The 24,926-nt window shown below is 55.7% G+C and carries 17 protein-coding genes; 8 read left to right on the top strand and 9 right to left on the bottom strand.

Annotated features, from left to right (window positions below; all coding sequences use genetic code 11):
• Positions 1-5: 5 nt before the first annotated feature.
• From GTGU_RS12155 to smpB, 4 genes are all read right to left on the bottom strand, one after another.
• Positions 6-2,192: a type I secretion system permease/ATPase gene (locus GTGU_RS12155; protein ID WP_038157332.1), complete on the bottom strand. Its 2,187-nt coding sequence runs from the start codon at positions 2,190-2,192 to the stop codon at positions 6-8.
• Entirely contained in the window at positions 2,189-3,589 is a 1,401-nt protein-coding gene (locus tag GTGU_RS12150) for a TolC family outer membrane protein (RefSeq protein ID WP_038157330.1), read from the bottom strand. The genes GTGU_RS12155 and GTGU_RS12150 overlap by 4 nt, the downstream gene beginning before the upstream one ends.
• A gap of 78 nt (positions 3,590-3,667) precedes the next feature.
• Positions 3,668-13,123 (bottom strand): BapA/Bap/LapF family large adhesin, encoded by a 9,456-nt coding sequence (locus GTGU_RS12145; RefSeq protein ID WP_038157328.1) that lies wholly within the window; start codon positions 13,121-13,123, stop codon positions 3,668-3,670.
• Between the two features lie 709 nt (positions 13,124-13,832).
• Entirely contained in the window at positions 13,833-14,315 is a 483-nt protein-coding gene (smpB, locus tag GTGU_RS12140) for an SsrA-binding protein SmpB (RefSeq protein ID WP_038157326.1), read from the bottom strand.
• Between the two features lie 152 nt (positions 14,316-14,467).
• Between smpB and GTGU_RS12135 the strand changes: the two genes are divergently transcribed.
• Positions 14,468-14,905, top strand: coding sequence for a type II toxin-antitoxin system RatA family toxin (locus GTGU_RS12135; RefSeq protein ID WP_200906033.1), 438 nt, complete (start codon positions 14,468-14,470; stop codon positions 14,903-14,905).
• Complete coding sequence (locus GTGU_RS12130) at positions 14,895-15,182, top strand: RnfH family protein (protein WP_038157324.1); 288 nt, start codon at positions 14,895-14,897, stop codon at positions 15,180-15,182. The genes GTGU_RS12135 and GTGU_RS12130 overlap by 11 nt, the downstream gene beginning before the upstream one ends.
• 62 nt (positions 15,183-15,244) lie before the next feature.
• On the opposite strand, the gene bamE is transcribed toward GTGU_RS12130, so the two are convergent.
• The 3 genes from bamE to nadK form a co-directional block, all read right to left on the bottom strand.
• Positions 15,245-15,586 carry an outer membrane protein assembly factor BamE gene (gene bamE, locus GTGU_RS12125; protein ID WP_038157321.1) on the bottom strand — a complete coding sequence of 114 codons (342 nt, stop codon included), beginning with the start codon at positions 15,584-15,586 and terminating at the stop codon, positions 15,245-15,247.
• Positions 15,587-15,734: 148 nt separating this feature from the next.
• A complete protein-coding gene (gene recN / locus GTGU_RS12120; RefSeq protein WP_038157318.1) occupies positions 15,735-17,396 on the bottom strand; it encodes a DNA repair protein RecN in 1,662 nt (553 codons plus the stop codon).
• 85 nt (positions 17,397-17,481) lie between these two features.
• The gene (gene nadK, locus GTGU_RS12115) at positions 17,482-18,360 is read right to left on the bottom strand and encodes an NAD(+) kinase (RefSeq protein ID WP_038157349.1); all 879 of its coding nucleotides are present in this window, start codon (positions 18,358-18,360) and stop codon (positions 17,482-17,484) included.
• A gap of 121 nt (positions 18,361-18,481) precedes the next feature.
• Between nadK and grpE the strand changes: the two genes are divergently transcribed.
• A complete protein-coding gene (grpE, locus tag GTGU_RS12110; RefSeq protein ID WP_038157315.1) occupies positions 18,482-19,075 on the top strand; it encodes a nucleotide exchange factor GrpE in 594 nt (197 codons plus the stop codon).
• Between the two features lie 61 nt (positions 19,076-19,136).
• On the opposite strand, the gene GTGU_RS12105 is transcribed toward grpE, so the two are convergent.
• Positions 19,137-20,423, bottom strand: coding sequence for an HlyC/CorC family transporter (locus tag GTGU_RS12105; protein ID WP_038157313.1), 1,287 nt, complete (start codon positions 20,421-20,423; stop codon positions 19,137-19,139).
• Between the two features lie 19 nt (positions 20,424-20,442).
• Complete coding sequence (locus GTGU_RS12100; protein WP_038157347.1) at positions 20,443-21,234, bottom strand: cytochrome C assembly family protein; 792 nt, start codon at positions 21,232-21,234, stop codon at positions 20,443-20,445.
• A 166-nt stretch (positions 21,235-21,400) separates the two neighbouring features.
• Here GTGU_RS12100 and ffh point away from each other — a divergent pair, with 166 nt between their 5' ends.
• The 5 genes from ffh (at position 21,401) to rplS (ending at position 24,918) form a co-directional block, all read left to right on the top strand.
• A complete protein-coding gene (ffh, locus tag GTGU_RS12095) occupies positions 21,401-22,762 on the top strand; it encodes a signal recognition particle protein (protein ID WP_038157311.1) in 1,362 nt (453 codons plus the stop codon).
• Between the two features lie 153 nt (positions 22,763-22,915).
• On the top strand, positions 22,916-23,164 hold the full coding sequence (rpsP, locus tag GTGU_RS12090; protein ID WP_038157309.1) for a 30S ribosomal protein S16: 249 nt from the start codon (positions 22,916-22,918) through the stop codon (positions 23,162-23,164).
• An 18-nt stretch (positions 23,165-23,182) separates the two neighbouring features.
• Positions 23,183-23,731, top strand: coding sequence for a ribosome maturation factor RimM (gene rimM / locus GTGU_RS12085; protein ID WP_038157307.1), 549 nt, complete (start codon positions 23,183-23,185; stop codon positions 23,729-23,731).
• A 30-nt stretch (positions 23,732-23,761) separates the two neighbouring features.
• Complete coding sequence (gene trmD / locus GTGU_RS12080) at positions 23,762-24,529, top strand: tRNA (guanosine(37)-N1)-methyltransferase TrmD (protein WP_038157306.1); 768 nt, start codon at positions 23,762-23,764, stop codon at positions 24,527-24,529.
• Positions 24,530-24,570: 41 nt separating this feature from the next.
• Positions 24,571-24,918, top strand: a complete 348-nt coding sequence (gene rplS / locus GTGU_RS12075; protein ID WP_002437770.1) for a 50S ribosomal protein L19 — start codon at positions 24,571-24,573, stop codon at positions 24,916-24,918.
• Positions 24,919-24,926: the final 8 nt, after the last annotated feature.

The following is a 24,926-nucleotide window of genomic DNA, read 5'->3' as shown; positions in this document are numbered from 1 at the left end:
CAGCGTCATGCAGACTGGTTTTCATTTTTCCACTCCCGTGCACTGGACTGCGCCGCCATCCGGCTGTTGCTCATCGCCTGCGCTTTTGGCGCATCCATCACCACCTGGCCTTCGTTCAGCACCACCACACGTTCGACCAGGTCTAATATCGGCACACGATGGGTGGCGACAATCAGCGTACGATTGCCCAGCCACGGGGTGATGCGCTGGATAAATTCCCGTTCGGTGTGGTCGTCGAGTGACGCCGTAGGTTCATCAAGCAGAACAATATTTGGCGAGCGCAACAGCATGCGGGCGAGCAGAATCGACTGCCGTTGCCCGCCGGATAATCCCGCGCCGCCCTCCATAATCGGGTGGTCGAGTCCTTTCTCCAGGCGTTTGACAAAGTTGTCGGCACCGCTGATTTCCAGCACCTCAAAAATCGCCTCATCGCTGGCGTGCGGCGCGCCGAGTGTCAGGTTCTCGCGTAGCGTGCCGTAAAACAGCCGCGCGTTCTGGCTGAGCAGGCCGATGTTACGCCGCAGATCGGCGGTGTCGATGTGCCCCATGCTGAGGTTATCCAGCCGCACGTCGCCGCTGACGATCTCCATGCCGCCCGCCAGCGCCTGCAACAGCGTTGATTTTCCTGCGCCGTTGCGCCCGAGTAGCGCAATGCGTTCGCCGGGGAGGATCTCAAGGCGCGAAATCCGCAGCGGAATGCGCTGCTCTTCGCTGTGATAGCGAAACTGCGCGTTTTCAAACTGGTAATGGCCGTGAAAAATCGCCTGATGGACGAGATTTTCATCACGTCCGGTCTCTGTCGGAAGTTGCATGATGCTGTCCAGCCCCTGTTTGGCCGCTTTCACCTGTTGCCAGCGGGCCAGCACACCGCAGAGGTTGGCCATCGGCGCGATCATGCGTGACGCCAGCATCGAGGCGGCCACTACTGAACCGGTAGTGAGATCGCCGTCGATCACCATTGGCGCGCCGAAGAGGATCACCGCGGTATAAACCAGACTCTGAATGGTCATCCCCCAACTGATCAGCCCCTGCGTCAGCTCGCGGGTGCGCAGACCGGATTCCGCAGTGATGCGAATGTAGCTGTTCCACTGTTGCAGAAAGCGGTTTTCCGCCTGCATCAGTTTGATGTCTTCCAGTCCCTGCACGCTCTCCACCAGCACGGCATTGCGCAGCGACGCTTCGTGGGCAGACTGGTTCGCCAGCAGCGCCAGCCGTTTTTGCAACAGCAGGCCGGGAAGCACCATCAGGATCGCCGCAACAGGGGCAATCCATGCCAGCGGCGGCGCGATGATCGCCAGCACGACGATAAACAGAAAAAAGAAGGGCAGATCGACAAGCGTCGACAGGGTCGAGGAGGTGATCATTTCGCGGATCTGCTCCAGATCGCGTAGCTGCGAAATAAAGCTGCCGGTCGATCGCGGAATGGCACTGTTGCGCAGCCGCAGCGCATGGCCGAATACGCGATCAGAAATCCGCATGTCCGCCTGTTTGCCGATCACATCCATAATGTGGCTGCGCGCCACTTTCAGCAGAAAACCAAAAATCACCGCCACCAGCACGCCCGTCGCCAGCACATACAGCGTGGGGTACGACTGTGCCGGGATCACCCGGTCATAGACCTGCATCGAAAACAGGATCCCGGAGAGCGACAGCACGTTTACCAGAAACGCCGCCAGCATCACCGGACCGTACGGGCGCCAGTCGGCCAGCACCAGGGTTTTCAACCAGTCAGGGCTGAAGCGGGTCACGTAGGTGTCCACGCGACTGTCCCGTAAAGCCGAGAGCGGGCGCAATACGGCGATAAAGCGAATCTCCGCCAGCAGCGTGTTGAGCGGCAGACGGTTAGTGCGCCGTTCATGGTCGATGAGGCAGATATCCACGGTCTCCTGGCCGTCAAAATGCTCAATGACCACCAGTTGCCCGTCATTCAGTGAAGCCACTACCGGCAGCCGCCAGTGGGAAATCGCTTCAGCTGACGGCGTTAACTGGTGGAACGACAGACCCGCCTGGCGCGACAGTTGCGTCAGTGCGGAATACATGCCTTTATCTTTAAACCACGGCGCATTGGCCTGTAATGTGCCGGGCGAACAGGCCACGCGGTAATGGGCGGCGACATGACTTATCGCCAGCGCCCAGTGGCTGAGTGCACGCTCGGTCAGCAATTCTTCAACGGGAGGGGAGGTGTGGGTCATGGCTGGATCTCCACAGACTGAATGCTGCGGTTCTCTAAACCGAAGGCACTGCGCAACTTGCCGCTGTTGTAGAGGCAGTTAAGCTGCAACTGATGGAGCTGGCTGAGCGTCTGCTGCTGCGCGAAACGCGCCTGAAAAACTTCCTGTTCAGCGTTGAGCACGTCGAGCAGCGGGCGTGAGCCGAGGTCGAGATACTGCTGTTGATACAGTTCGCGGGTGCGCTCGCTGAGCCTCTCCTGGCGCTGCAACACCTGCAACGCGCCAAGCAAATTCAGTGCTTCGCTGCGGGATTCCATCAGCTTTTGCCGTACGTCGAGGCGAGTGCGCTTGATGCCGGACTGCGCTGCTTCCAGTGCGTGGGTGGCGGCGTTGCGCCGTGCCGTGAGACCGCCGCCCTGGTAAATGGGCATTTCGACTTTAACCCAGGTGGAATACTGAGTGCGATCGAGCGCGTCGTGGCTGGGGTATTTATCGTTGAGGTAATGCTGTACCTGCGGCTCCAGCGAAATGGTGGGGGTCATTTGCGCTGTGGCGTAATCGAGATTGGCTTTTGCGACGTTGGCCTGCGCCCAGGCGGCAAGCACCGAGGGTACTAAGCGGTCGTCCGGCTGGGAGATATCGCAGCTTTTGCCGAGTTTTTGCGGAAATTCGTCGCTGATGGCGTTGAGATTATCCCAACCGAGCCAGCTCATGAGTGTCGCCTGTGTGCTCTCCAGACTGGCCTGATATTGAATCAACTGAGAACGGGCCGACGCGATGCGGGCATCGGTTTGCACGACGTCCGAGAGCGAGGTGGCGCCTTCGTCATTGCGCTGCTGTGTCAGTTTGCCGATGGCATTCAGTGCTGCCAGTTGTTCTTCAGCGATAGCCACCATCTGCTGCCAGGTCTGCACCTGCACCATCGCGACAGCAGTGTCGTGGCCGACGCTGTCAATGCTGACCAGCACGTTGGCTTGCTGCTGTGCAACGCCAGCGCTCTCCGCACGGACCTGGCTGTCGACCTTGCCGAAGTCGTAAAGCATCTGGGACAGTGACAATACCAGCGACGGGCTGAAGCCATGATCGAGATAGGTGTTGGAGTAGCCGTTATTCATCCCGGCGCTGATCTGCGGGTAGTATTTCGCTTTCGCGACATTCACTTGTTCCGTCTGCGCCCACAGTTTACCAATCGCTTCGTTGATTGACGGGTGCCAGTTAACCGCACGGTTTACCGCCTCATTGAGCGTGAGTGTTCCCGGCGGCGCGGCATCCAGCTTTAGCGTGGAGGAGCCATCCAGCGCGGGGAGTTCTTGCCCGGCCAGCCCTTGCGTCGTAATACGCTGCGGTTCGTCATCGGCAAAGGCTGCCACGCACAGACAGCTCGCCAGCCAGCAGGTTGCAGGCAGTATTTTTCCCATACATTATCCCTAAGAAAGCGAAAGACATTATTTTCTGCGCCCCGGACGTACATGCGTCCGGGGCTGCTGTCGGTCTTATCAGGTCACAATATGGTTCTGTTGGATCAGCTCATCGAGCGTGGTGTGAACATTCTCCAGCGTCACGAGGTTAGTGGAGTGGTACGTCGAGCCGGTACCGTCGCGGTCGATGGATATCACCGTGTTGTTGCCGCTGGCGGAGACCGTCAGGTAGTTGCCGAGTGAGGCGTTCTGCCCGTTCCAGCCTACCAACAGGTCGCCAATGTCTACCTTGTCGCCCTGCGCCAGCGAGAAATTGCTCCAGCTGTCGGTGGTGCCATTACCGCCAGTGGCGTCGTTGCTGCTGAGCAGGTGATAAATCAGCGTGTCGCCGTAGATACTCCCGACGACTCTGTCGGCCTGGGCAGTGCTTACCGTCTGCGGGTTCATGTCGATGGTCAGCGTGGCGCTGTCGGTATGACCATTTTGATCGTTGAGCGTATAGGTGAATGTCTCCTTCTGGGTGATGGTCGAAATGGCAACGCCGTTGTTGAGCGTATAGGTGTAATGGCCGTCAACGCCGACGGTCAGCCTGCCGTAGAGGCCATTAATGGTGGCTTCTGCATTGCTGTTGGTCAGCGGATCGAGCGTAGCGGTGCTGCCGCCTGCGCCGTTGACCGTCAGCAGGGTATGAACGCTGGCGAGCTGATCAGCCGCACCTGTCGAACCGCTGCCATCAAAGATGTTGCCGGTAACGGCACTGGTACCCGAACTCTCGAAGTTATCGAGATCGATGGTGGTGCCTCTGACGTCCGGGGTGATAGTGATATTGCCGATGGACAGCGCGCCGACGTTGCCGGTATAGGTCAGCGTGTAGCTGCCAGAGTGCAATTCCAGACCTGGCACCGCGACATCAATCGCGCCGCCCAACAACGAACCACCGCTGAAGTTGCCGCTGGCGACGATGGTACTGCCGTCTTTGATTGTCCAGTTGACCGTCAGCCCGCCGAGCGCCAGTGTTGAGGCAATCTGGAAATGCAGGATCACATCTTTCACCGCAGATCCGGCGGCAATATCAATAGTACCGTTGCCAGTGGCGGTGGTGGGGTTAAACAGTGATGAGGTCCATGTTACCGTTCCGACGCTACTGTCGGTAAACGGCTGAGATGTGTCCTGCAATGTGGTGACTGTCATCAGGCTACTGGTGTCGTTGACTGCATCCACACCGTGCGGCGTCGGGGTGATATTCAGCGTCGCGGTGCTGGTATCGCCGTTGGCGCCGGTGATCTTGTAGACAAAGCTGTCCGGCGTTTTGATACTGTCGGCACCGACGCCGCTTTTCAGCGTGTAAGTGTAGTTGCCTGCGGCATCGATCGTCAGCGTACCGTACAGCCCGTCGATAGTCGTGGTGCCAGTGGCGGAGACAAGATGCCCGTTCACCTCGGTGACTGTGACGGCACCGCTATGGGCGTCGTTGGTCAGCACGTTCCCCGACGTCGTCGCACTGACACTGTCGACGTTGTAGGTGTGGTCCGCAAGTACATCCAGCGTGTAGCCTGTCAGCACCGAAATACCGCTGGCCGTATCGAGCAGGAACAGGTACTTCCCGCCCGGCAGCGTGAGCGTGAGTGGATCGGACTGACCGCCAAGCAGCGGCGCGTTCAGCCAGTTATCCACTACCCGGTACTGTTCATACTGCTGTGTGGCGTCGTTGAAGCGATAGATCAGCAGATCCCACGACGAAGCGATCGCCACGCCGCCGACACTGGACTGTAGCGTCATGGTGCGGGTGGAACCTTCTTCAACGTCGAAGATGATCGGGTTACTGAGATCGTCCAGCACGTTAGCACTCAGTACGTTGCCCAGGTTGACGCCGACGACGGTAAAGCCGTCCTGTGACGAAGCGCCGTTATTTACCGCTGACACGTCGGTATCAAAGACCAACGATGTGTTGTCATCTGCCGCCGTCACGCTGCTGGCCGTCGCGCCCGCGCCGAGAGTCACAATGAGGTTTGCCGACGCACTGCTGCCGTTCTGGGTAATGGTGTAAGTGAAACTCTCCGTTCTGCCGAGCACCGTCGCCGAGGTGTCGGTCAGGGTGTAGGTGTAACTGCCATCCTGATTGATATGCAGCGTCCCGTAGTTCCCCTGCACATCAATGCCGCCTGACGGCACCGTGATCGTGGCGCCACTGGCATCGGTGATGGAGGTCACCACCGTCCCGGTCGGGGCGTTATCCTGCCCGCTGTTCGGATCGATATCGGTGATTACATTGCCGGTTTCGCTGGTGCCGCCAGTGATCGTTCCGGCACTGGTCTGGTTCACTGTAACGTCGAGGCTGGTGTAAGAGCCGGTGGCCAGCAGATCCGTGTTATAGCTCAGCACGCGATAGCTACCGCCAGGCAAGCCTTCGAGATTCAGCGTGACGCCAGAGGCACCAAGCGTCAGCAGATTGAGGAAGCGTGGATCGGTGGAGTCGGCGTAGGTGGTCCACATTTGCAGGTTAGTGTCGTACACCTGCACCAGGATCTCCATGGAGCTTAACAATGACAGCACCACGCCAGTGCCTGCGGCGTTGATAGTGACATTGCCGCTACCACCGTCAGCGATGGTGAATTCCACATGTGCCGTGTCATTCCCTAGTACCGAAGCCACGTTGCCCAGCGCGCCGACCAGCAGGACACCGTAATCATCGTAATGCTGCGTGGTGACTTCGGCCTCGGTGACCAGCGGCAGGTTGACGACATTGTCATTTGCCGCCAGCGGCAGGTCGGGCGCGGTAGCCGTGTACGGCGGCGAGACGTTACCTGCACCATCGGTTGCTGTAACAGTGATATTTTCCCCGTCAATCTGACGGGTCGGTAACGTCGCTGTCCAGTTGCCGTTACTGTCGGTAGTTGCGGTGATAGTGGCGCCGCCAGGCAGGGTCACCGTCACCGTACTGTTGGCTTCCGCGGTACCACTGATTGAACTGCCGTCCGCGCTGACCGTCGCAGCTGGCGCGTCGGGAGCGACGGTATCCACGTTGATACCAAACGTCTGAGAGGGCGCGCTGGTACCGTTCACGTTAGTAGCAGTGACAGTGAAACTGTGCACGCCGTTATCCAGCGCGGTTGACGGCGTAAAGCTCCAGTTGCCTTGTGCATCAGCAGTAGTACTGCCGAGCAACGCTCCGTTGTCATACAGAGTGACGATAACCCCTGGCTGCGCGGTTCCGTGGAGTTCAGGCAGGGTATCGTTGGTGCTCTGGCCTCGTGCCACACTGCCTGCTTCTGGCGTGACATCATCCAGCACGCTGGAGATGATCGGTGTGGCCGGGAGCCCGGTTGACGGTGCGGTAAAGCTGGTGGAGTCGCCGGCATTGCCTGCCCGGTCAGTTGCCGTGGCAGACAACATTTCACTGTTAGTCTGCGCCGGGGTAATCGTTGCTGTGAAGGCGCCCGTTCCGTCAGCGGTGGCAGTGCCCAACACGGTGCCATCGGCGGCGGTGATGGTCACCGTACTGCCGGCTTCCGCCGTCCCGGTCACCTGCGTACCGGTATCGTTTACCGCCAGCACGACCGGCGCAGCAGGCCCGGTGGTGTCAATGGCGATGGTAGTAATAGCGGAAGGCACACTGGTATTGCCTGCGATGTCGGTGGCCGATGCGGTGAACGCGTGGTTACCTTCACCGAGGGCGGCGCCCGGCGTGAAGGTCCAGTTGCCGTTAGCATCCGCCTGCACCTGACCAATCTGCGTGCCGCCATCGAAAATTGTGACGGTGGCGTTGGCTTCCGCTGTCCCGTTCAGCGTCGGGGTGGTGTCGTTGGTCGGCTGTGTGCCGGTGACGGGCCCGGTGACACTGCCGGTGTTATCGACAATGCTGCTGATCACGGGTGCCGCTGGCGCGGTAGTATCAACCCGGACTGTCCAGTCAGCTGACGTTCCGCTGGTGTTACCTGCGGTATCGGTGGCGGTCAGGGTGAAATCATGAGCGCCATTGGTCAGCGCCGTCGGCGGGCGGAACGTCCAGTTGCCGTCACTGCCGACGGTGGTAGAGCCGAGCGCCACGCCGTCGCTGTAAATAATAATGATCGATCCAACATCTCCCGTACCATTCAGTACCGGGCGGGTATCATTCGTCGTACCGCCGTCGGCTATCGTGCCTGTGTGTGGCGTGGTGTTGTCCGTCACGCCGGAAATCATCGGCACTGCTGGCGCGGTAACATCCACGACAACGGTAAAGGGACTGGATGGCCCGCTGGAATTGCCCGCCGTATCGGTGGCGGTGACGGTAAAGCTGTGGTTGCCGCTCGCCAGTGGGGTGACTGGGGTGAATGTCCAGTTGCCGTCCGGTTGTACGGTGACAGAACCCAGTACCGTGCTGCCGTCCAGAATGGTTAATGTGGCGCCTGCTTCACCGCGGCCACTTAAGGCCGGTTGCGTGTCGTTGGTTACCTGACCGCTGGTCAACGGGCCAGTGACGCCAGGCTGATCGTCCACCACTGATGTAATCGTCGGCGCTACAGGCGCGGTGGTATCCACCACCAGTGTAAAGGTCGGTGAAGTGGCGCTGGTGTTACCCGCTGGATCGGTCACTTTGATGGTAATAGGATGGTTGCCATCAGCAAAGGTGGTGCCACTGTAGCTCCAGTTGCCGCTGCCGTCCGCGGTGGTCGTGCCGATCAGCGTGCCGTTGTCGTAAATCTGTACCGTGGTGTTGGCATCGGTGGTGCCACTGAGCGTCGGGACGGTATCCCGTGTCGGATCGCCCGTTGTCAGCGTCACCGGTGTGGTGCCGGTATCATCCGTGACGGTGGGGAGCGCAGGTGTGCCAGGTGCCGCCGTATCAACGTTAAAATCAAAACTGGTCGATGGGCTGCCGATATTGCCCGCGTCGTCGGTTGCGACCAGCGTGATACTGTGCGGGCCGTCATCGAGCGGCGTGGCCGGCGTGAAGGTCCAGTTACCGCCAGGGCCTACCGTGACGGAACCAATAGCCGTGCCGTTATCGTTAATCGTCAGCACGGATCCCGGTTCTGCTGTTCCCGACAGGGTCGGACGCGCATCGCTGGTGGTGCCACCACTGGCAATCGCCCCGGTGACTGGCAGTTGGTCGTCAATCACCGAATCCAGCGCTGGCGCGGTCGGGGCTGAGGTATCGACTGTAATGGTAACGTCCGGTGATGAGCCGCTGCCAGGCTGACTGACGGCGAAGTGGTGATCGCCTTCGCCCAGCGGAGTGGTGAGCTGATATTCCCAGTTGCCGTTACCATCGGCGGTGACGGAATCCAGTCTGGTGCCATCCAGCCAGATAGTGACGATGGCGTTTGCCACCGCAGTACCGCTAAGGGTTGGCAGTGTATCGTTGGTGCTGTCACCGCTGACAAGCGCCCCGGAAAGCGGGGTGATATCGTCAGTGATGACCAGTGTCGGTGGCAGGACGGTTCCGGGATTGTCGGCAGCGATGAAACCAGTCGGTGGGCTCTGATTGCCGGCCGGATCCTGAGCGGTTGCGTTCAGCGCCTCACCGTTCACCTGCGCGGGGGAGATCGTCACGCTGTAGTTGCCGCTACCATCAGCCACGCCCGTGCCGAGCACGGTTCCGGCGTTGTCTGTGATGATGATGGTGCTGCCTGCGTCGGCGGTTCCGCTCACCAGCGTGCCGTTGGGATCAACCGTACCCACCGTTGGAGATGCGGGGGCCGTAGTGTCTACGGTCAGCATGATGGGGTTTGAAGGCGGCAATGTATTACCGGTGCTGTTTTCCGCACCAAAGCTAAAGGTATGATCACCTTCGCTTAATACCGGACTGCTCCATGTCCAGGTGCCGTCCGGGTGGACCGTAACGCTGCCGACCGGCGTGGTGGTGTCGGTGTCATAGATCAGTACCGTGCTGCCAGGTGTGCCAGTACCGTTGAAAGTGAGTGTATTGTCGTTGGTTGACGCCCCGTCTGTCAGCGCACCAGTCACTGGCGCGGTATCATCCACGACTTCAATAAGCGCCGGAGCCGCAAGCAGTACAGTGTTAACGGTCAGCGTAAAGTCGCCAGAGGTCGCACTGTTGTTTCCGGCAGGGTCACGGGCTACAGCGGTCAGCGTCCAGGTGCCATCCTGTAGCGGAGTCGCGGGGGTAATTGACCAGGTGCCGTTGGTCACAGTCGCTTCACCAATCACCGTTGTGCCGTTATACAGCGTCACGATGGTGCCGTTTTCACCCGTACCGTTTATTGTCGGAGTTGCGTCATCGGTTGTGCCGCCGCTGGCAATCGTCGCGGGTATACCCGCATTGTCATCAGCGCTACTAATGACTGGCGCTGCTGGGGGCGTAGTGTCGATGGTAAAGGTGATGGGGTCTGACGCCACACTGGTATTCCCTGCCGGATCAGTTTCTTTCACCGTCAGGGTATAGCTGTCCTCTGGCAGCGCCGGGGAGGGGGTGAAACTCCAGTTACCGTTGCTGTCGACCTGCGTTGAGCCGATGGCCGTGTTGCCGTTGTAGAGGGTGATCAGATTTCCGGCATCACCGGTGCCACTGATGGTGGGCGTCGTGTCGTTAGTGGCGCCGTTATTGCCCACGTTACCGGTGCCGGGAGCGGCATTATCGGTGATCGTCGGGATTGCCGGTTTGTCCGGCGCGGTCAGATCGACCACCACGGTGTAACTGCCTGAAATGTCTCCGGTATTGCCTGCCGGGTCGGTCGCCGTTGCTGTCAGTACATTGTTCCCTTCCGGCAAATCGCTGGAGGGCTGGAAAGTCCATTGCCCGTCACTGCCGACAGTGGTACTGCCAATCGCGCTGCCGTTGTTGTAAATCGTAATGACAGAATCAACCTCCCCTTCGCCTGAGAGCGTGGGGCGCTGGTCGTTGGTGGCGTTGCCGCTGTTCAGCACCACGCCATTGCCGTCAACCACCACAGTGGCCGAATCGATGAGCGGTGCGTCCGGCGCGGTGCCGTCAACCGTTAAGGTGAAGCTCGCTTCGCCGCTTTCGTTGCCAGCCGGATCGGTCGCGGTGGCGGTCAGGGTATGCGAGCCGTCACCCAGCGGCGTTTGCGGGGTAAAAGTCCATGCGCCATCACCATCGACAATAGTGGTACCGATGGGGGTGCCATTGTCGTAAACGGTGATTGTTGAGCCAGCGACAGCGGTACCGCTCAGTTGCGGTTGCGTTTCATCGGTCAGTTGCGTGTCATTCAGCGTGGTGCCAGCGTCGTCTTTGACCGTATCAATGGCGGGCGTTGCGGGTGCGCCAGTATCGATAGTCACCGTAAACGCTGCTGAGGGGGAGGTGGTGTTACCGTTGCTGTCGCTGGCGGTCACGGTGAACGAGTGTTCGCCATCGTCCAGTGGTGTGGTGACCTGATAGCTCCAGGTGCCTGACGTGCCGACAGTGATGCTGGTGAGTAATGTGTCGCCGTCATAGAGCTTCACTACTGATCCCGGTTCGCCAGAACCGCTGATCATCGGCGTATTATCATTGGTGAGACCGTTATTCGCGACGGTGCCGAGCACCCCGGGCATATCATCCGTCACTCGGGTGATCGTGGGCGTCTGCGGCGGTGTGGTGTCGATAATCACCACGAAAGCGCCTGATGGCGGGCTGGCATTGCCGCTGACATCGGTCGCGGTGACCGTCAGTGAATGCGAACCCTGGCTCAGGCCGGGAGAGGGTGTAAAACTCCAGTTGCCCTGCGCATCTGCGGTGGTCTGCCCGAGCAGTACATTGTTGTCGTAAACCCTGATGACGGCACTGGCTTCGGTGATCCCCGCCAGTGTGGGCGTCGTGTCATTGGTAGTCTGCCCGTTCTGCAGCGGTCCGACCGTATCCGGCGCATCGTCGGTGACAGTGAAACCTGAAGGTGCGCCAGGGGAAAAGGTATCGACAATCAGCGTGAACCCGTTTGTGGGATCACTTTCGCCGAGCGGGTTGGTCGCGGTAACGGTGATTTCATGGTTCCCTTCTGCCAGTGGCGGCTGCGGTGTGAAGTTCCAGGAGCCATTGCTGTCAGCGACCACTGAGCCAATGGCGGTGCCGTTATCGTAAATCTGGATTGTCACCCCCGGTTGCGACGTGCCGCTGAAGGTGGGCGTGTTATCATCAGTGGACTGATTGTCTGTCAACGGGCCGGTGACACTGCCTGCGTTGTCCTGAACCGCGTTCATTGTCGGTGCGGCTGGCGCTGTGGTGTAGACATAGAACGTATCGCCATTGGTTATCGGGCTGGTATTACCCGCTTTATCGGTTTGCGAGACGCCAAACTGATGCGTGCCCTCTGCCACCGCTGTCGCTGGCGTGAAACTCCAGTTTCCCTGGTTGTCGGCTGTGACACTGCCGACAGGCTGACCATTGTCATAAATCGTGATTATGTTGCCCGCTTCACCAGTACCGGAAAGCGTCGGGGTGTTGTCGTCTGTGATGGTATTCGCCGCGATGGTGCCCGTACCGGAACCCGCGTCGTCCGTGAGTGCGGCGATAGCGGGAGCTTCCGGCATGTCGGTATCAACGTTCAATGTAAAACTCTCAGAGGGCTGGCTTTCCCCTTTGATGTTGCTCGCCGTGACGGTAATGGTATGGCTTCCGTCGCTCAGCGGCTCTGACGGTGTAAAGTCCCAGTTGCCGTCAGCGTCTGCCCGGACAGAACCGACTTCGATACCATTATCGTAAATGTGAACGACGGAGAGCGCGGTTGCGGTGCCGTACAGCGCTGGCTGAGCATCGTTCGTAAACTGGTTTTGCGTTAACTCACCCGTTAGTGAGGTGACGTCATCCTGCGCGCCTTCGATGTCCGGCGTCTGCGGGAGAGGAACATTAGGTGCGTTGACGTTGGCGGACGGGCCATCGTTGCCTGCATCATCCGTTGCGGTGGCTGTCAGCTGCTCACCGTTCACATGCGGTTTACTCAGCTCAATAGAGAAACTGCCTTCGTTGTCTGTCCTGCCGCTACCTAATACCTCACCCTCAGCATTTTTAATGACCACCATACTGCCCGGCTCTGCATTACCGGTCACCAACGTTCCTTCGCTGGAGATGCTTATGTTTGTTGGTGCGCCGGGCGGAGTGGTGTCGTTGCCGTCACCAGAACCCGAGGCGCTGCCACCGTTATCGGAACCATTGTCATCTGAATCACCACCGCTACCGCCAGTGGAGGCAGCGGCGGCAATCCCACCCGCTACAGCGACCCCGCCTAGTGCCCAGGGCCAGTACGCACCACCGGCTTCGCTACCAGATTCGGCAACCATCAGGGCATTGATATCGGCAATTGGTTCAAACTGGAGTGCTGTTTCGGGATCCTGTATCCACCAGAGTGCGCCCTGGTTGTCTTCCAGCACCAGCTGGCTCCCCCCGAGTTCTGACGACGCATAAAAATTCCTGATGGTGATTGTTTCGCCAGAGTGCAGGGTAATAATCATGTCCTGATTTGCGCGGACAATCGTGGCGATATCCGAACGTTCAAGCGGGAGTTTAACGATCGAAGACGAATTCAGAGTAACCACTGAGGATTCAACTTGTTGTGAGACGCCGGTGACTTTAGAAATAATAGATACGTTACGCATCGTTATCACTCCAATCTGATGAACGCTGGGTTCTGTTATTGCTGTGTTTTCAGGAGCAAAAGCCCACAAAAACAACACGCGGGATACTCATTTCAATAAGCAAATAGCAATAAGAGAGCGACCACCCTGAAAAGGGCAGATTTTGCTTTTTTGCTAAAGCGATATGTAATGAATAAGTAAGGCTATACGAGTTTCATATGCATAGGGTTTTCTTTTAATAGTGCTGGCTAAAAATGATATAGCCAGAAAATATTGAAAGTGCAAATGAAGCCAGAATTAAATAAGATGGATAATGAGTAAGTAGTTCTGAAATAAGTGAAGTGTACGCCATTTATCAATAAGGATTATTCTTATTGATTATATTTTATGGCTGTTAGGTAATTGATTTTAAAGTATTCTTGTAATCACCCTTTACTGTCATGGTTAATTGTTTCACTCCTCTTTTTTCTTATGTCCTTGTATTTTACATGTGATTAAGGTTGTGAAGTTGATCGAAATAAATAAGTGCTGGAGAAAAATAAATCAGGGAGGTGGAATGGTTACTAACAAATGATATATCGTATATTTATTGGTGCAGTATTATACATTGCTCAGGAGAAAAGGCAGGCATAAAAAACAGCTTAAAAGATAATATGTTATTAATTAATTTTGCTTAAGAGTGGTTGGCTATCCCTTAAAGAGAGATAGCCGGAAAATAAATGTGTTTTTTTTAGCGACCCGCATTTTTCATGATACGGGCTTTATCAACCTGCCATTCACGTTCTTTCACATCTGAACGCTTATCATGCTGTTTTTTACCTTTAGCCACGCCAATTTTGACTTTGCACCAGGCATTTTTCCAGTACAGAGACAGTGCCACGACGGTATAGCCTTCACGGTTAACACGGCCATAGAGCGTATCCAGCTCACGCTGATTCAGCAGCAGCTTGCGGGTGCGCGTTGGGTCACAGACGTAGTGGCTGGAGGCGACTGCCAGCGGCGTAAAGTTAGCGCCAAACAGGTAGGCTTCACCTTCTTTAAGAAGCACATAGCTGTCGCCAATGTTCGCTTTACCCGCACGCAGGGATTTCACTTCCCAGCCCTGTAGTGCGAGTCCTGCTTCGAATTCATCCTCGATAAAGTATTCGTGACGGGCGCGTTTATTCAGCGCAATGGTGGCTGATCCAGGTTTGTGGGTTTTTTTCTTGGTCATAATGTCCTGAAGTCATCGCTATTCTGATACAGATTTACCCCGATCTTTCCTGCGAGGTGTGATGCGCTATCTTAGCACGAGTTAAGGCCGAACGTGTTTTTAACAAGGGATAAATGCTACAATTTGTCCGGTGTTTGATCATGGAAAATGCTATGCCTCAGATTAGCCGGACTGCGCTGGTGCCTTACAGCGCGGAACAAATGTATCAGCTTGTGAATGATGTGAAATCCTATCCTGCGTTCTTACCGGGTTGCACCGGCAGTCGCGTGCTGGAATCGGGCCCGACGCAAATGACGGCGGCGGTGGATGTTTCTAAGGCCGGGATCAGCAAAACATTTACGACCCGCAATACGCTGACTAACAATCAAAGCATTTTGATGCATCTCGTCGATGGCCCGTTTAAGTCATTGATGGGGGGCTGGAAGTTTACGCCGTTAAGTCAGGAAGCCTGCAAAATTGAGTTTCATCTTGATTTTGAATTCACCAATAAGCTCATTGAGCTGGCGTTTGGCCGCATCTTCAAAGAGCTGGCCGCCAACATGGTGCAGGCATTCACTGTACGTGCGAAAGAGGTTTACAGTGCCGGGTAAGATTACGGTTGAAGTCGCTTATGCGTTGCCGGAAAAACAGTACCTGCAGCGCGTCACGATGGAGGAAGGGTCGACTGTCGAACAGGCGATTATCGCCAGCGGGCTCCTTGAACTGCGCACGGATATCGATCTCAATAAAAACAAGACCGGTATTTTTAGTCGACCGGTTAGGCTGCATGACGAAGTTCATGACGGAGACCGTGTGGAAATCTACCGCCCGCTGATTGCTGATCCAAAAGAGCTGCGCCGCCAGCGGGCAGAGAAATCGGGCGGGTAGTGATTCCGGCTTTATCAGCCATAAAAAAAGCGCTCAGTGAGCGCTTTTTGCATTTCTGAATATTACTGGCTGGTCAGGGCCGGTTTGTTATCGATGTTCGTTAACACGCCAGCGCTACTGAAGGTCAGGGTCAGCGTCTGCTGCGTCGGGTTTTCATGACCTGGCTGCTGGCGGAATACGTAGAACCAGGTATTTGTCCCAAACGGGTCAGACATCATTGGTGTACCGAGAGCATAAGCAACCTGCTGTTGTGTCATACCGACACGAATTTTTGAGACGTCGTTTGGTGCCAGATAGTTACCCTGGTTGATGTCAGGACGGTAAACCACTCGCTCCAGAGTGGAACAGCCTGCGGTCATCATCAGAAGAACCGCTGCGGCAGCAGTCAGCATTTTACAGCGCATAGTGATTTGATTCCTTTTCGGGCCCGAGCAGCGCGCGGCTCATATGTAATATGCCGATGATAATAGACCTTTAGTCAGTTTAAAACCTCTGCCGGCAGGTCTAACGGCGTTTTTATTGTGAACTCAGACTCTGAGAAGCAAAAAAAGTTTACGCTGCCAGCAACTCTTTCGCATTTGCCAGGGTGTTGCGGGTGACTTCGCTGCCGCCGAGCAGACGCGCCAGCTCCTGCAAACGCGCGCGTTTATCGAGCGGCAGCATATGTGTTTCCGTCATTTCGCCGTCGGTTTCTTTGCTGACGTAAAAATGGTGATGGCCGCAACCGGCTACCTGCGGCAGATGGGTGACGCACATCACCTGAGTGGACTCGCCCAACTGGCGCAGCAGTTTTCCGACGACGGCGGCGGTCGGGCCGCTGATGCCCACATCGACTTCATCGAAAATCAGCGCCGGGGTTTCCATTTTACGGGCAGTGATCACCTGAATGGCCAGCGCAATGCGCGACAGCTCACCACCGGAGGCCACTTTGGCAATCGGCTGTAACGGTTGACCCGGGTTGGTGGTGACGCGGAATTCTATGCGATCAGCACCTTCTGCCGTGAGGTGTTTTTCATCAAACTCAACATCAATGGTGAACAGGCCGTGCGGCATTGACAGTGAGTGCATGCTTTCGGTGATCAGTTGCGCCAGCTCCTGCGCGTTGTTGTGACGCAACGTATGCAGTTGTTTCGCAGCTTCCAGCGCCTGCTGGTGGTGCAGAGCAACGGCGTGGCTCAGGGTTTCTTGCGAATCGGCCTGATCGTCAAGCTGCTGCTGTTCATCCAGCAGTGACTGGTGAAATGTGGGCAGCTCTTCCGGGCTGATATTGTGTTTGCGCGCCAGAGAGATCTGACGGGAGATCCTCTGCTCAAGTTCGAACAGACGGTTTGGGTCAAGATCCAGACGGTCACAGTAGTGGCGCAGTTCGTCACTGGCTTCGCTGAGCTGAATAGACGCCTCTTCGAGCATATCCAGCAGACTGGAGAGTTTGCTGTCCATGCCGACCAGTTCGCTGACCAGTTGTTTTGCCGCGTAGAGCTGGCTGTTAAGGTTCACCTCTTCGCCATCGGCCAGGATCGCCAGCGCATGCTGGCTGGTAGTCAGCAACTGGCCGCTATTCGCCAGACGTTTGTACTCTTCGTCGATCTGTTCGAATTCGCCCGGCTGCGGGTGAAATTCATTGAGCTCTTTCAACTGGTATTGCAGCAGTTCTGCGCGGGCGAGGCGTTCCTGGCTCTGTTGCTGATGTTGCGCCAGATTGCGGCAGCTCTGATGCCACTGGTGATAGCGGTCGCTCATTTGCTGCGTAAGCGTGGCCTCGCCGGCATAGCCGTCAAGCAGCGCTTTCTGATGCTCCGGTTTGACGAGCAACTGGTGCGCATGCTGACCATGAATTTGAATCAGCAACTGTCCCAGTTCCCGCAACTGCGACAGGGGAACGGCTGTGCCGTTAATGAATCCACGTGAACGCCCGTCAGCGCTGATGACGCGGCGAAGTAAACACTCACGTCCGTCGTCGAGCTGATTCTCTTCGAGCCAGCGCAGGGCTGCAGGGGTATCTTTTAAGGAGAAGCGTGCGCAGAGGTCGGCACGACTGGCACCAGCACGGACCATATCCGCTTCGGCGCGCCCACCCAGGCATAACCCCAGGGCATCAATTGCAATGGATTTACCTGCACCGGTCTCGCCGGTGATTGCCGTCATACCGCTTTGAAAATCGATTTCAAGCTCACGCACGATAGCGAAATTACTGATGGTCAGTTGTGCCAGCATTGTTGTTTTCCTGTATGAAAAACCATAACTGTGTTTTCATACAGTATAAACAGGTTTTTTATACAGTAAAGACCCTTGTTCAAAATCAGAACAATTTTTTTGACCAGCCCAGTTTGGTGCTTAATGTGTTGAAATAGCTGTAATCTTTGGGATGGATCAGGTTGAGGTGATAGTCGCAACGGCGGATCAGCACGTCTTCGCCTTCCTGAATCGGCAGGGCAATCTGGCTGTCGCAGCTGATTTCAAGGTCGCTGCGACGGTGGGAAAAGCGCAGGCGAATGGTACTGCTGCTGTTGATGACCAGCGGCCGTGCCGACAGCGTATGCGGGAACATCGGCACCAGCGTAATGGCGTCAAGCTGCGGGGTCAGGATGGGCCCCCCCGCCGAAAGCGAATAGGCTGTAGAGCCGGTCGGCGTCGAGATGATCAGACCGTCGGAGCGCTGCGAGAACGCAAAGGTCTCATCGATATACACTTCGAACTCGATCATATGCGCCACTTTACCCGGGTGAAGTACCACTTCATTGATGGCAGTACTGATGCGTTTCTGGCAGTCCTGCTGGCACACCTGCGCTTCCAGCAAAAAACGCTTTTCGCTGATGTAATGCCCTTCAAGCACATCGGCGAGTTGCTGATGGGCGTTGTCCGGGTCGAGATCCGTCAGAAAACCGAGATTGCCGCGGTTGATACCGATCACTTTAATGTCGTAACGTGCGAGGGTACGGGCCGCGCCCAACATATTGCCATCGCCGCCGACCACCACAGCCAGATCAGCCTGCTGTCCGATTTCCGCCAGTGTACCGGTCCGGACATCTTTCAGTTGCAGCTCGCGAGCGATTTGTTGCTCGATGATGACGTCATACCCTTTAGTACTGAGCCAGCGGTACAGCATTTCATGTGTCGTCAACGCAGTAGGGTGACGCGGATGTCCTACAATCCCAATACACTTGAAATGATTGTTCATTTTCTCGAGTCCTTGTACCAAATGTATGATGACAATGTGTCTGCTTCCCTTGAATCCCGGAAACTGATCCCCATAATAAGCGATGTTAGCGAGACGAATACGAAAAAACGCGGAGAAATTCATGAGTAGTAAAGAACAGAAAACGCCTGACGGGCAAGCCCCGGAAGAAATTATCAAGGAACAGCACGATGAGGTTGAGGCTGTAGAGCCTGATGCATCGGCTGAGCAGGTGGATCCGCGCGATGAACAAATTGCGAATCTGGAAGCTCAGCTTGCTGAAGCGCAGAATCGTGAACGTGACGCGCTGTTGCGTGCCAAAGCAGAGATGGAAAACCTGCGTCGTCGTACCGAACTGGACGTTGAGAAGGCGCATAAGTTCGCGCTGGAGAAATTCGTCAACGAGCTGCTGCCGGTCATCGACAGCCTGGATCGCGCGCTGGAAGTGGCCGACAGGGCTAACCCGGAGATGTCCGCGATGGTGGAAGGTATTGAGCTGACGCTGAAATCAATGCTGGATGTGGTACGCAAATTTGGCGTTGACGTCATCGCGGAAACGAACGTACCGCTGGATCCAAACGTGCATCAGGCGATTGCGATGGTGGAATCAGACGACGTTACCCCGGGCAACGTGCTTGGCGTGATGCAGAAAGGTTACACCCTTAACGGTCGTACGATCCGCGCGGCGATGGTGACCGTCGCGAAGGCGAAAGGTTAATTCGCCCCGTAGTGCCGGGTGGCGGTTTCACGTTGCCCGGCCTACAACATGCATTCCGCCGCTATTCCGCCACGCTCTCCCGAATCGACTTCACCGGCACCACTTTTACCTGCTTAATCATGTTGTCCTGTACGTCGAGAATATCGATATCGTACTGATGAATGCGCACGCGGGTGCCGACCGCCGGGATCTCTTCAAGCGCTTCCAGAATCATGCCGTTAACGGTGCGGGCTTCGTCTTCCGGCATATGCCAGTTGAAAGCTTTGTTGAGTTCGCGCACGTTGGCGCTGCCGTCAATAATCACCGAACCATCATTCTGCGGCGTGACTTCTTCCGCCAGCGACGGTGACATTGAGGTGGTGAAATCACCAACGATCTCTTCCAGAATGTCTTCCACGGTCACCAGCCCCTGAATATCGCCATATTCATCTACGACCAGTCCTACTTTCTTTTTATTCCGCTGAAATTTTACCAGCTGTGTGCTGAGTGGAGTGCCCTCCGGCACATAGTAGATTTCATCCGCCGCACGAAGCATTACCTCTTTGGTGAACTCTTTTTTCTCCGTCATCAGCCGGTAGGCTTCACGTACACGTAGCATACTGATGGTGTCGTCCAGGGAATCGCGGTAGAGCACAATGCGCCCGTGCGGGGAATGGGTGAGCTGGCGGATGATGGATTTCCAGTCGTCGTTGATGTCGATGCCGACAATCTCATTGCGTGGCACCATGATGTCGTTGACGCTGACTTTTTCCAGATCCAGCACCGAAAGCAGCATGTCCTGATTACGGCGGGAGATTTGCGAGCGTGACTCATTCACGATAGTTCGCAGCTCGTCTTTACTTAGCGCTCCGCTAATCACGGTATCGGCTTTGATTCCCATCAGGCGCATCAGCATGCGGGTGATGGTATTCAGCAGCCAGACCAGCGGCATCATGAAGACCTGCAGCGGCGCTAACAGAAAGCTGCTGGGGAAAGCGACCTTTTCCGGATACAGCGCGGCGATGGTTTTTGGTAGTACTTCGGCGAACACCAGCACCACAAACGTTAATACCCCGGTGGCGATCGCCACACCCGCATCGCCATACAGGCGCATTCCGACGATGGTGCCGAGCGCTGAAGCCAGAATGTTCACCAGGTTATTACCAATCAACACCAGGCTTATCAGGCGATCAGGTTTGCGCAGCAGTTTTTCTACGCGTTTCGCCGGGCGGTTACCTTGCCTGGCCAGATGACGCAACCGGTAACGGTTCAGCGTCATCATGCCGGTTTCAGAACCAGAGAAATAGGCGGAAATGACCACCATGATGATCAGCGTGATGATCAGCGCAGTGGTTGAGATATGTTCCAAAACGGAATTCCTTTATCGCTTAACCCGCGAATTGTTGGATAAGACGGCTGCCAAAATAGGCCAGTGTCAGCAATCCGGCACCCGCTACGTTAAACCAGACGACGCGACGTCCGCGCCAGCCTTCATGATAGTGGCCCCACAACAATACGATATAGACAAACCATGCGATGATGGAAAGGACCGCTTTATCGAGATTTTCGATACTGAAGAGATTCTGCATATAAAACAGGCCAGTGCAGAGCGTGAGCGTGAGCAATACGACGCCGACCTGAGTGATGTGAAACATTTTTCGCTCAATGCTCATCAGCGGCGGCATGTCGTTGCTGAATGCCAGCTTTTTGTTTTTCAGCTGATAGTCTATCCAGGCGAGCTGCAGGGCATACAGTGCGGCGATGATGAGCGTTGCATAGGCGAAAAGCGACAGACCGATGTGGATCATCATGCCCGGTGTGGCTTCAAGATGGGTGATGAACTCATTGGGCATGAATGTGGCTAACGCCAGGTTGATCAGCGCAAAAGCATAGACAATCGGCAGCAGTAGCCAGCCGCGATTGCGCGAGGCGACGATGGTCATTACGGCGCAGATCAACAGACTCACCAGCGACCCGACGTTCAGAATGCTCAGGTTCTGCCCACTTTCACCGCCAGGGAAAATACGCGCCTGCAATGCAAAAGCGTGGCTGATAAGCGCAACAACGGCGGAAAGAATCGCCATGCGCCGCCAGCCGCTGTTTTTTTGCAGCAAACCGGGAATGATCAACGCGAGGCTGACAGAGTAAGCGACCAGAGCTAACAGGGCAAAAACAGGCATATAGGTGTCAACGGTTTGCTGGATAAGAAAGAGAATCAGTATACCGTCAGGAGACGCCCGCTCCAACCGTTGCATCACATCTCAGGTTGTGTCGTGTTATACTGCGGCAAATTTGTGACTTTTTGTCGCACCAGCGACTGAACGTTTCCACCTCAGGCGAGAGACAATGTTTGATAATTTAACCGATCGTTTGTCGCGTACGCTGCGTAATATCAGCGGTCGCGGACGCCTTACTGAAGACAATATTAAAGAGACCCTGCGCGAAGTGCGCATGGCGCTGCTGGAAGCAGACGTTGCGCTGCCGGTCGTGCGTGATTTTATCAATCGCGTGAAAGAAAAAGCAGTGGGTCACGAGGTCAACAAAAGCCTGACGCCGGGTCAGGAGTTCGTCAAAATCGTTCGTGACGAGCTGGTTGCGGCGATGGGTGAGGAAAACCAGAGCCTGAACCTCGCAGCGCAGCCGCCGGCAGTCGTGCTGATGGCGGGTCTGCAGGGGGCCGGTAAAACGACCAGTGTTGCGAAACTGGGTAAATTCCTCCACGAAAAGCATAAAAAGAAAGTGCTGGTGGTTTCTGCGGACGTCTATCGCCCGGCGGCGATCAAGCAACTGGAAACCCTGGCACAGCAGGTCAGCGTCGATTTCTTCCCCTCTGACGTGGGGCAAAAACCGGTTGATATCGTTAACGCGGCGCTGAAAGAGGCGAAGCTGAAATTCTACGACGTGCTGCTGGTGGATACCGCCGGTCGTCTGCACGTCGATGAAGCGATGATGGATGAAATCAAGCAGGTTCATGCGTCGATCAACCCGGTTGAAACGCTGTTCGTGGTTGATGCCATGACCGGTCAGGATGCTGCAAATACAGCGAAGGCGTTTAATGAAGCGTTGCCGCTGACTGGTGTCGTGTTGACCAAAGTCGACGGCGACGCCCGTGGCGGTGCGGCGCTGTCTATTCGTCATATCACCGGTAAGCCGATCAAATTCCTCGGTGTGGGCGAGAAAAACGAAGCGCTGGAGCCATTCCACCCGGATCGTATCGCCTCCCGTATTCTCGGCATGGGCGACGTGCTGTCGCTGATCGAAGATATCGAGAGCAAAGTCGACCGCGCGCAGGCAGAGAAGCTGGCGAGTAAGCTGAAAAAAGGCGACGGCTTTGATCTGACCGATTTCCTTGAGCAACTGCGTCAGATGAAAAACATGGGCGGCATGGCGAGTCTGATGGGCAAACTGCCTGGCATGGGGCAGATCCCTGACAACGTAAAAGCGCAGATGGATGACAAAGTGTTGGTACGGATGGAGGCGATCATTAACTCCATGACGCTGAAAGAGCGCGCTAAACCCGAAATCATCAAAGGTTCCCGTAAGCGCCGTATCGCTGCCGGTTGCGGTATGCAGGTGCAGGACGTTAACCGCCTTCTGAAACAGTTCGACGACATGCAGCGCATGATGAAGAAAATGAAGAAAGGCGGGATGGCGAAGATGATGCGGAATATGAAAGGGATGATGCCTCCCGGCTTCCCTGGACGTTAACAGGCCTGCACCGCCGACGGCCCTTGAGATCACGGTTTATTAACTGCTGATTGCAATTTTCCCAAAAATCAGTAAAATTTTCGGGCTTTTAATATGACACCGGGCTCCGTTCCTCGATGGGGCCCGGTTGTTTTATTCACACAAGAGGATGTTATGGTAACTATTCGTTTAGCACGTCACGGCGCTAAAAAGCGTCCGTTCTACCAGGTTGTTGTCACCGACAGCCGTAATGCACGCAACGGTCGCTTCATTGAGCGCGTTGGTTTCTTCAACCCGATCGCCGCTGGCGCGGAAGAAGGAACTCGTCTGGATCTGGATCGTATCGCTCACTGGGTTGGCCAGGGCGCTACTGTTTCCGATCGCGTTGCAACGCTTATCAAAGCAGCAAACAAAGCAGCTTAATCTGTCACGGTGGTCATGATGAGCAAGCAACACACCGCACAAGCACCCGTCGAACCGATCGTATTGGGGAAAATGGGGTCTTCATACGGTATTCGTGGTTGGCTCAGAGTGTTTTCCTCCACCGAAGACGCCGAAAGCATTTTTGACTATCAGCCCTGGTTTATCCAGAAGGCGGGTCAGTGGCAAGAAGTCGAGCTGGAAAGCTGGCGTCACCACAATCAGGATATCGTCATCAAGCTGAAAGGCGTTGATGATCGCGATGCCGCGAATCTGCTGACCAATTGTGAAATTGTCGTAGATTCCTCGCAGTTGCCGCCGCTGGAAGAGGGTGACTACTACTGGAAAGACCTGATGGGCTGCCAGGTAGTGACCACTGAAGGTTACGACCTCGGTAAAGTCATCGATATGATGGAAACCGGGTCGAATGACGTTCTCGTCATTAAGGCAAACCTGAAAGATGCGTTTGGTATCAAGGAGCGGTTGGTTCCGTTCCTCGATGGGCAGGTTATCAAGAAAGTCGATCTCACTACTCAAACGATTGAAGTAGATTGGGATCCTGGTTTTTAAACCTCCGGATTACCGGTAAAAGACGGCGCTATGTGGATTGGCATAATTAGCCTGTTTCCTGAAATGTTCCGCGCGATTACCGACTACGGGGTAACTGGCCGGGCAGTAAAAAATGGCCTGCTGAGCATCCAGAGCTGGAGTCCTCGTGACTTCACGCACGACCGGCACCGTACCGTGGACGATCGTCCTTACGGCGGCGGACCGGGGATGTTAATGATGGTGCAACCTTTGCGGGATGCCATTCATGCAGCAAAAGCCGCGGCAGGTGAAGGCGCAAAGGTGATTTATCTGTCACCTCAGGGACGCAAGCTTGATCAAGCTGGCGTCAGCGAACTGGCCACGAATCAAAAGCTGATTCTGGTATGTGGTCGCTACGAAGGGATAGATGAGCGTGTAATCCAAACCGAGATTGACGAAGAATGGTCTATCGGCGATTACGTTCTCAGTGGTGGTGAGTTACCAGCAATGACGCTGATTGACTCGGTTTCCCGGTTCATTCCGGGGGTACTGGGGCATGAAGCTTCAGCAACGGAAGATTCCTTTGCTGATGGATTACTGGACTGTCCACACTATACTCGTCCTGAAGTGTTAGAAGGCATGGAGGTCCCGGCAGTGTTACTGTCAGGCAACCACGCTGAGATTCGTCGCTGGCGTTTGAAACAGTCGCTGGGCCGTACCTGGCTTAGAAGACCTGAACTTCTGGAAAACCTGGCTCTGACTGAAGAGCAAGCAAAGTTGCTGGCGGAGTTCAAAACGGAACACGCGCAACAGCAACATAAACATGATGGGTTGGCATAATGCCCCCGAATATCAGTTTACCCAGGATAAGAGATTAAATTATGAGCAACATTATTAAGCAAATTGAACAAGAGCAGATGAAGCAGGACGTACCTTCCTTCCGCCCGGGTGATACCGTGGAAGTGAAAGTATGGGTTGTTGAAGGTTCCAAAAAACGTCTGCAGGCATTCGAGGGCGTGGTTATCGCTATTCGTAACCGCGGTCTGCACTCTGCATTCACTGTTCGTAAGATTTCCAACGGCGAAGGTGTTGAGCGTGTCTTCCAGACTCACTCACCGGTAGTTGACAGCATTGCTGTTAAACGTCGTGGTGCCGTTCGTAAAGCTAAACTGTACTACCTGCGTGAGCGTACTGGTAAGGCTGCTCGTATCAAAGAGCGCCTTAACTAAGATTCGCT

Source organism: Trabulsiella guamensis ATCC 49490 (genome assembly GCF_000734965.1).
In the GTDB taxonomy this organism is placed as follows: domain Bacteria; phylum Pseudomonadota; class Gammaproteobacteria; order Enterobacterales; family Enterobacteriaceae; genus Trabulsiella; species Trabulsiella guamensis.
This window is presented reverse-complemented; position numbering and strand designations above follow the sequence as displayed.

Excerpts from the sequence above, each read along its gene's own strand:
- GTGU_RS12155 (WP_038157332.1), bottom strand. The coding sequence starts at position 2,192 with ATGACCCACACCTCCCCTCCCGTTGAAGAATTGCTGACCGAGCGTGCA.
- GTGU_RS12150 (WP_038157330.1), bottom strand. The coding sequence starts at position 3,589 with ATGGGAAAAATACTGCCTGCAACCTGCTGGCTGGCGAGCTGTCTGTGC.
- GTGU_RS12145 (WP_038157328.1), bottom strand. The coding sequence starts at position 13,123 with ATGCGTAACGTATCTATTATTTCTAAAGTCACCGGCGTCTCACAACAA.
- smpB (WP_038157326.1), bottom strand. The coding sequence starts at position 14,315 with ATGACCAAGAAAAAAACCCACAAACCTGGATCAGCCACCATTGCGCTG.
- GTGU_RS12135 (WP_200906033.1), top strand. The coding sequence starts at position 14,468 with ATGCCTCAGATTAGCCGGACTGCGCTGGTGCCTTACAGCGCGGAACAA.
- bamE (WP_038157321.1), bottom strand. The coding sequence starts at position 15,586 with ATGCGCTGTAAAATGCTGACTGCTGCCGCAGCGGTTCTTCTGATGATG.
- recN (WP_038157318.1), bottom strand. The coding sequence starts at position 17,396 with ATGCTGGCACAACTGACCATCAGTAATTTCGCTATCGTGCGTGAGCTT.
- nadK (WP_038157349.1), bottom strand. The coding sequence starts at position 18,360 with ATGAACAATCATTTCAAGTGTATTGGGATTGTAGGACATCCGCGTCAC.
- grpE (WP_038157315.1), top strand. The coding sequence starts at position 18,482 with ATGAGTAGTAAAGAACAGAAAACGCCTGACGGGCAAGCCCCGGAAGAA.
- GTGU_RS12100 (WP_038157347.1), bottom strand. The coding sequence starts at position 21,234 with ATGCCTGTTTTTGCCCTGTTAGCTCTGGTCGCTTACTCTGTCAGCCTC.
- ffh (WP_038157311.1), top strand. The coding sequence starts at position 21,401 with ATGTTTGATAATTTAACCGATCGTTTGTCGCGTACGCTGCGTAATATC.
- rpsP (WP_038157309.1), top strand. The coding sequence starts at position 22,916 with ATGGTAACTATTCGTTTAGCACGTCACGGCGCTAAAAAGCGTCCGTTC.
- rimM (WP_038157307.1), top strand. The coding sequence starts at position 23,183 with ATGAGCAAGCAACACACCGCACAAGCACCCGTCGAACCGATCGTATTG.
- trmD (WP_038157306.1), top strand. The coding sequence starts at position 23,762 with ATGTGGATTGGCATAATTAGCCTGTTTCCTGAAATGTTCCGCGCGATT.
- rplS (WP_002437770.1), top strand. The coding sequence starts at position 24,571 with ATGAGCAACATTATTAAGCAAATTGAACAAGAGCAGATGAAGCAGGAC.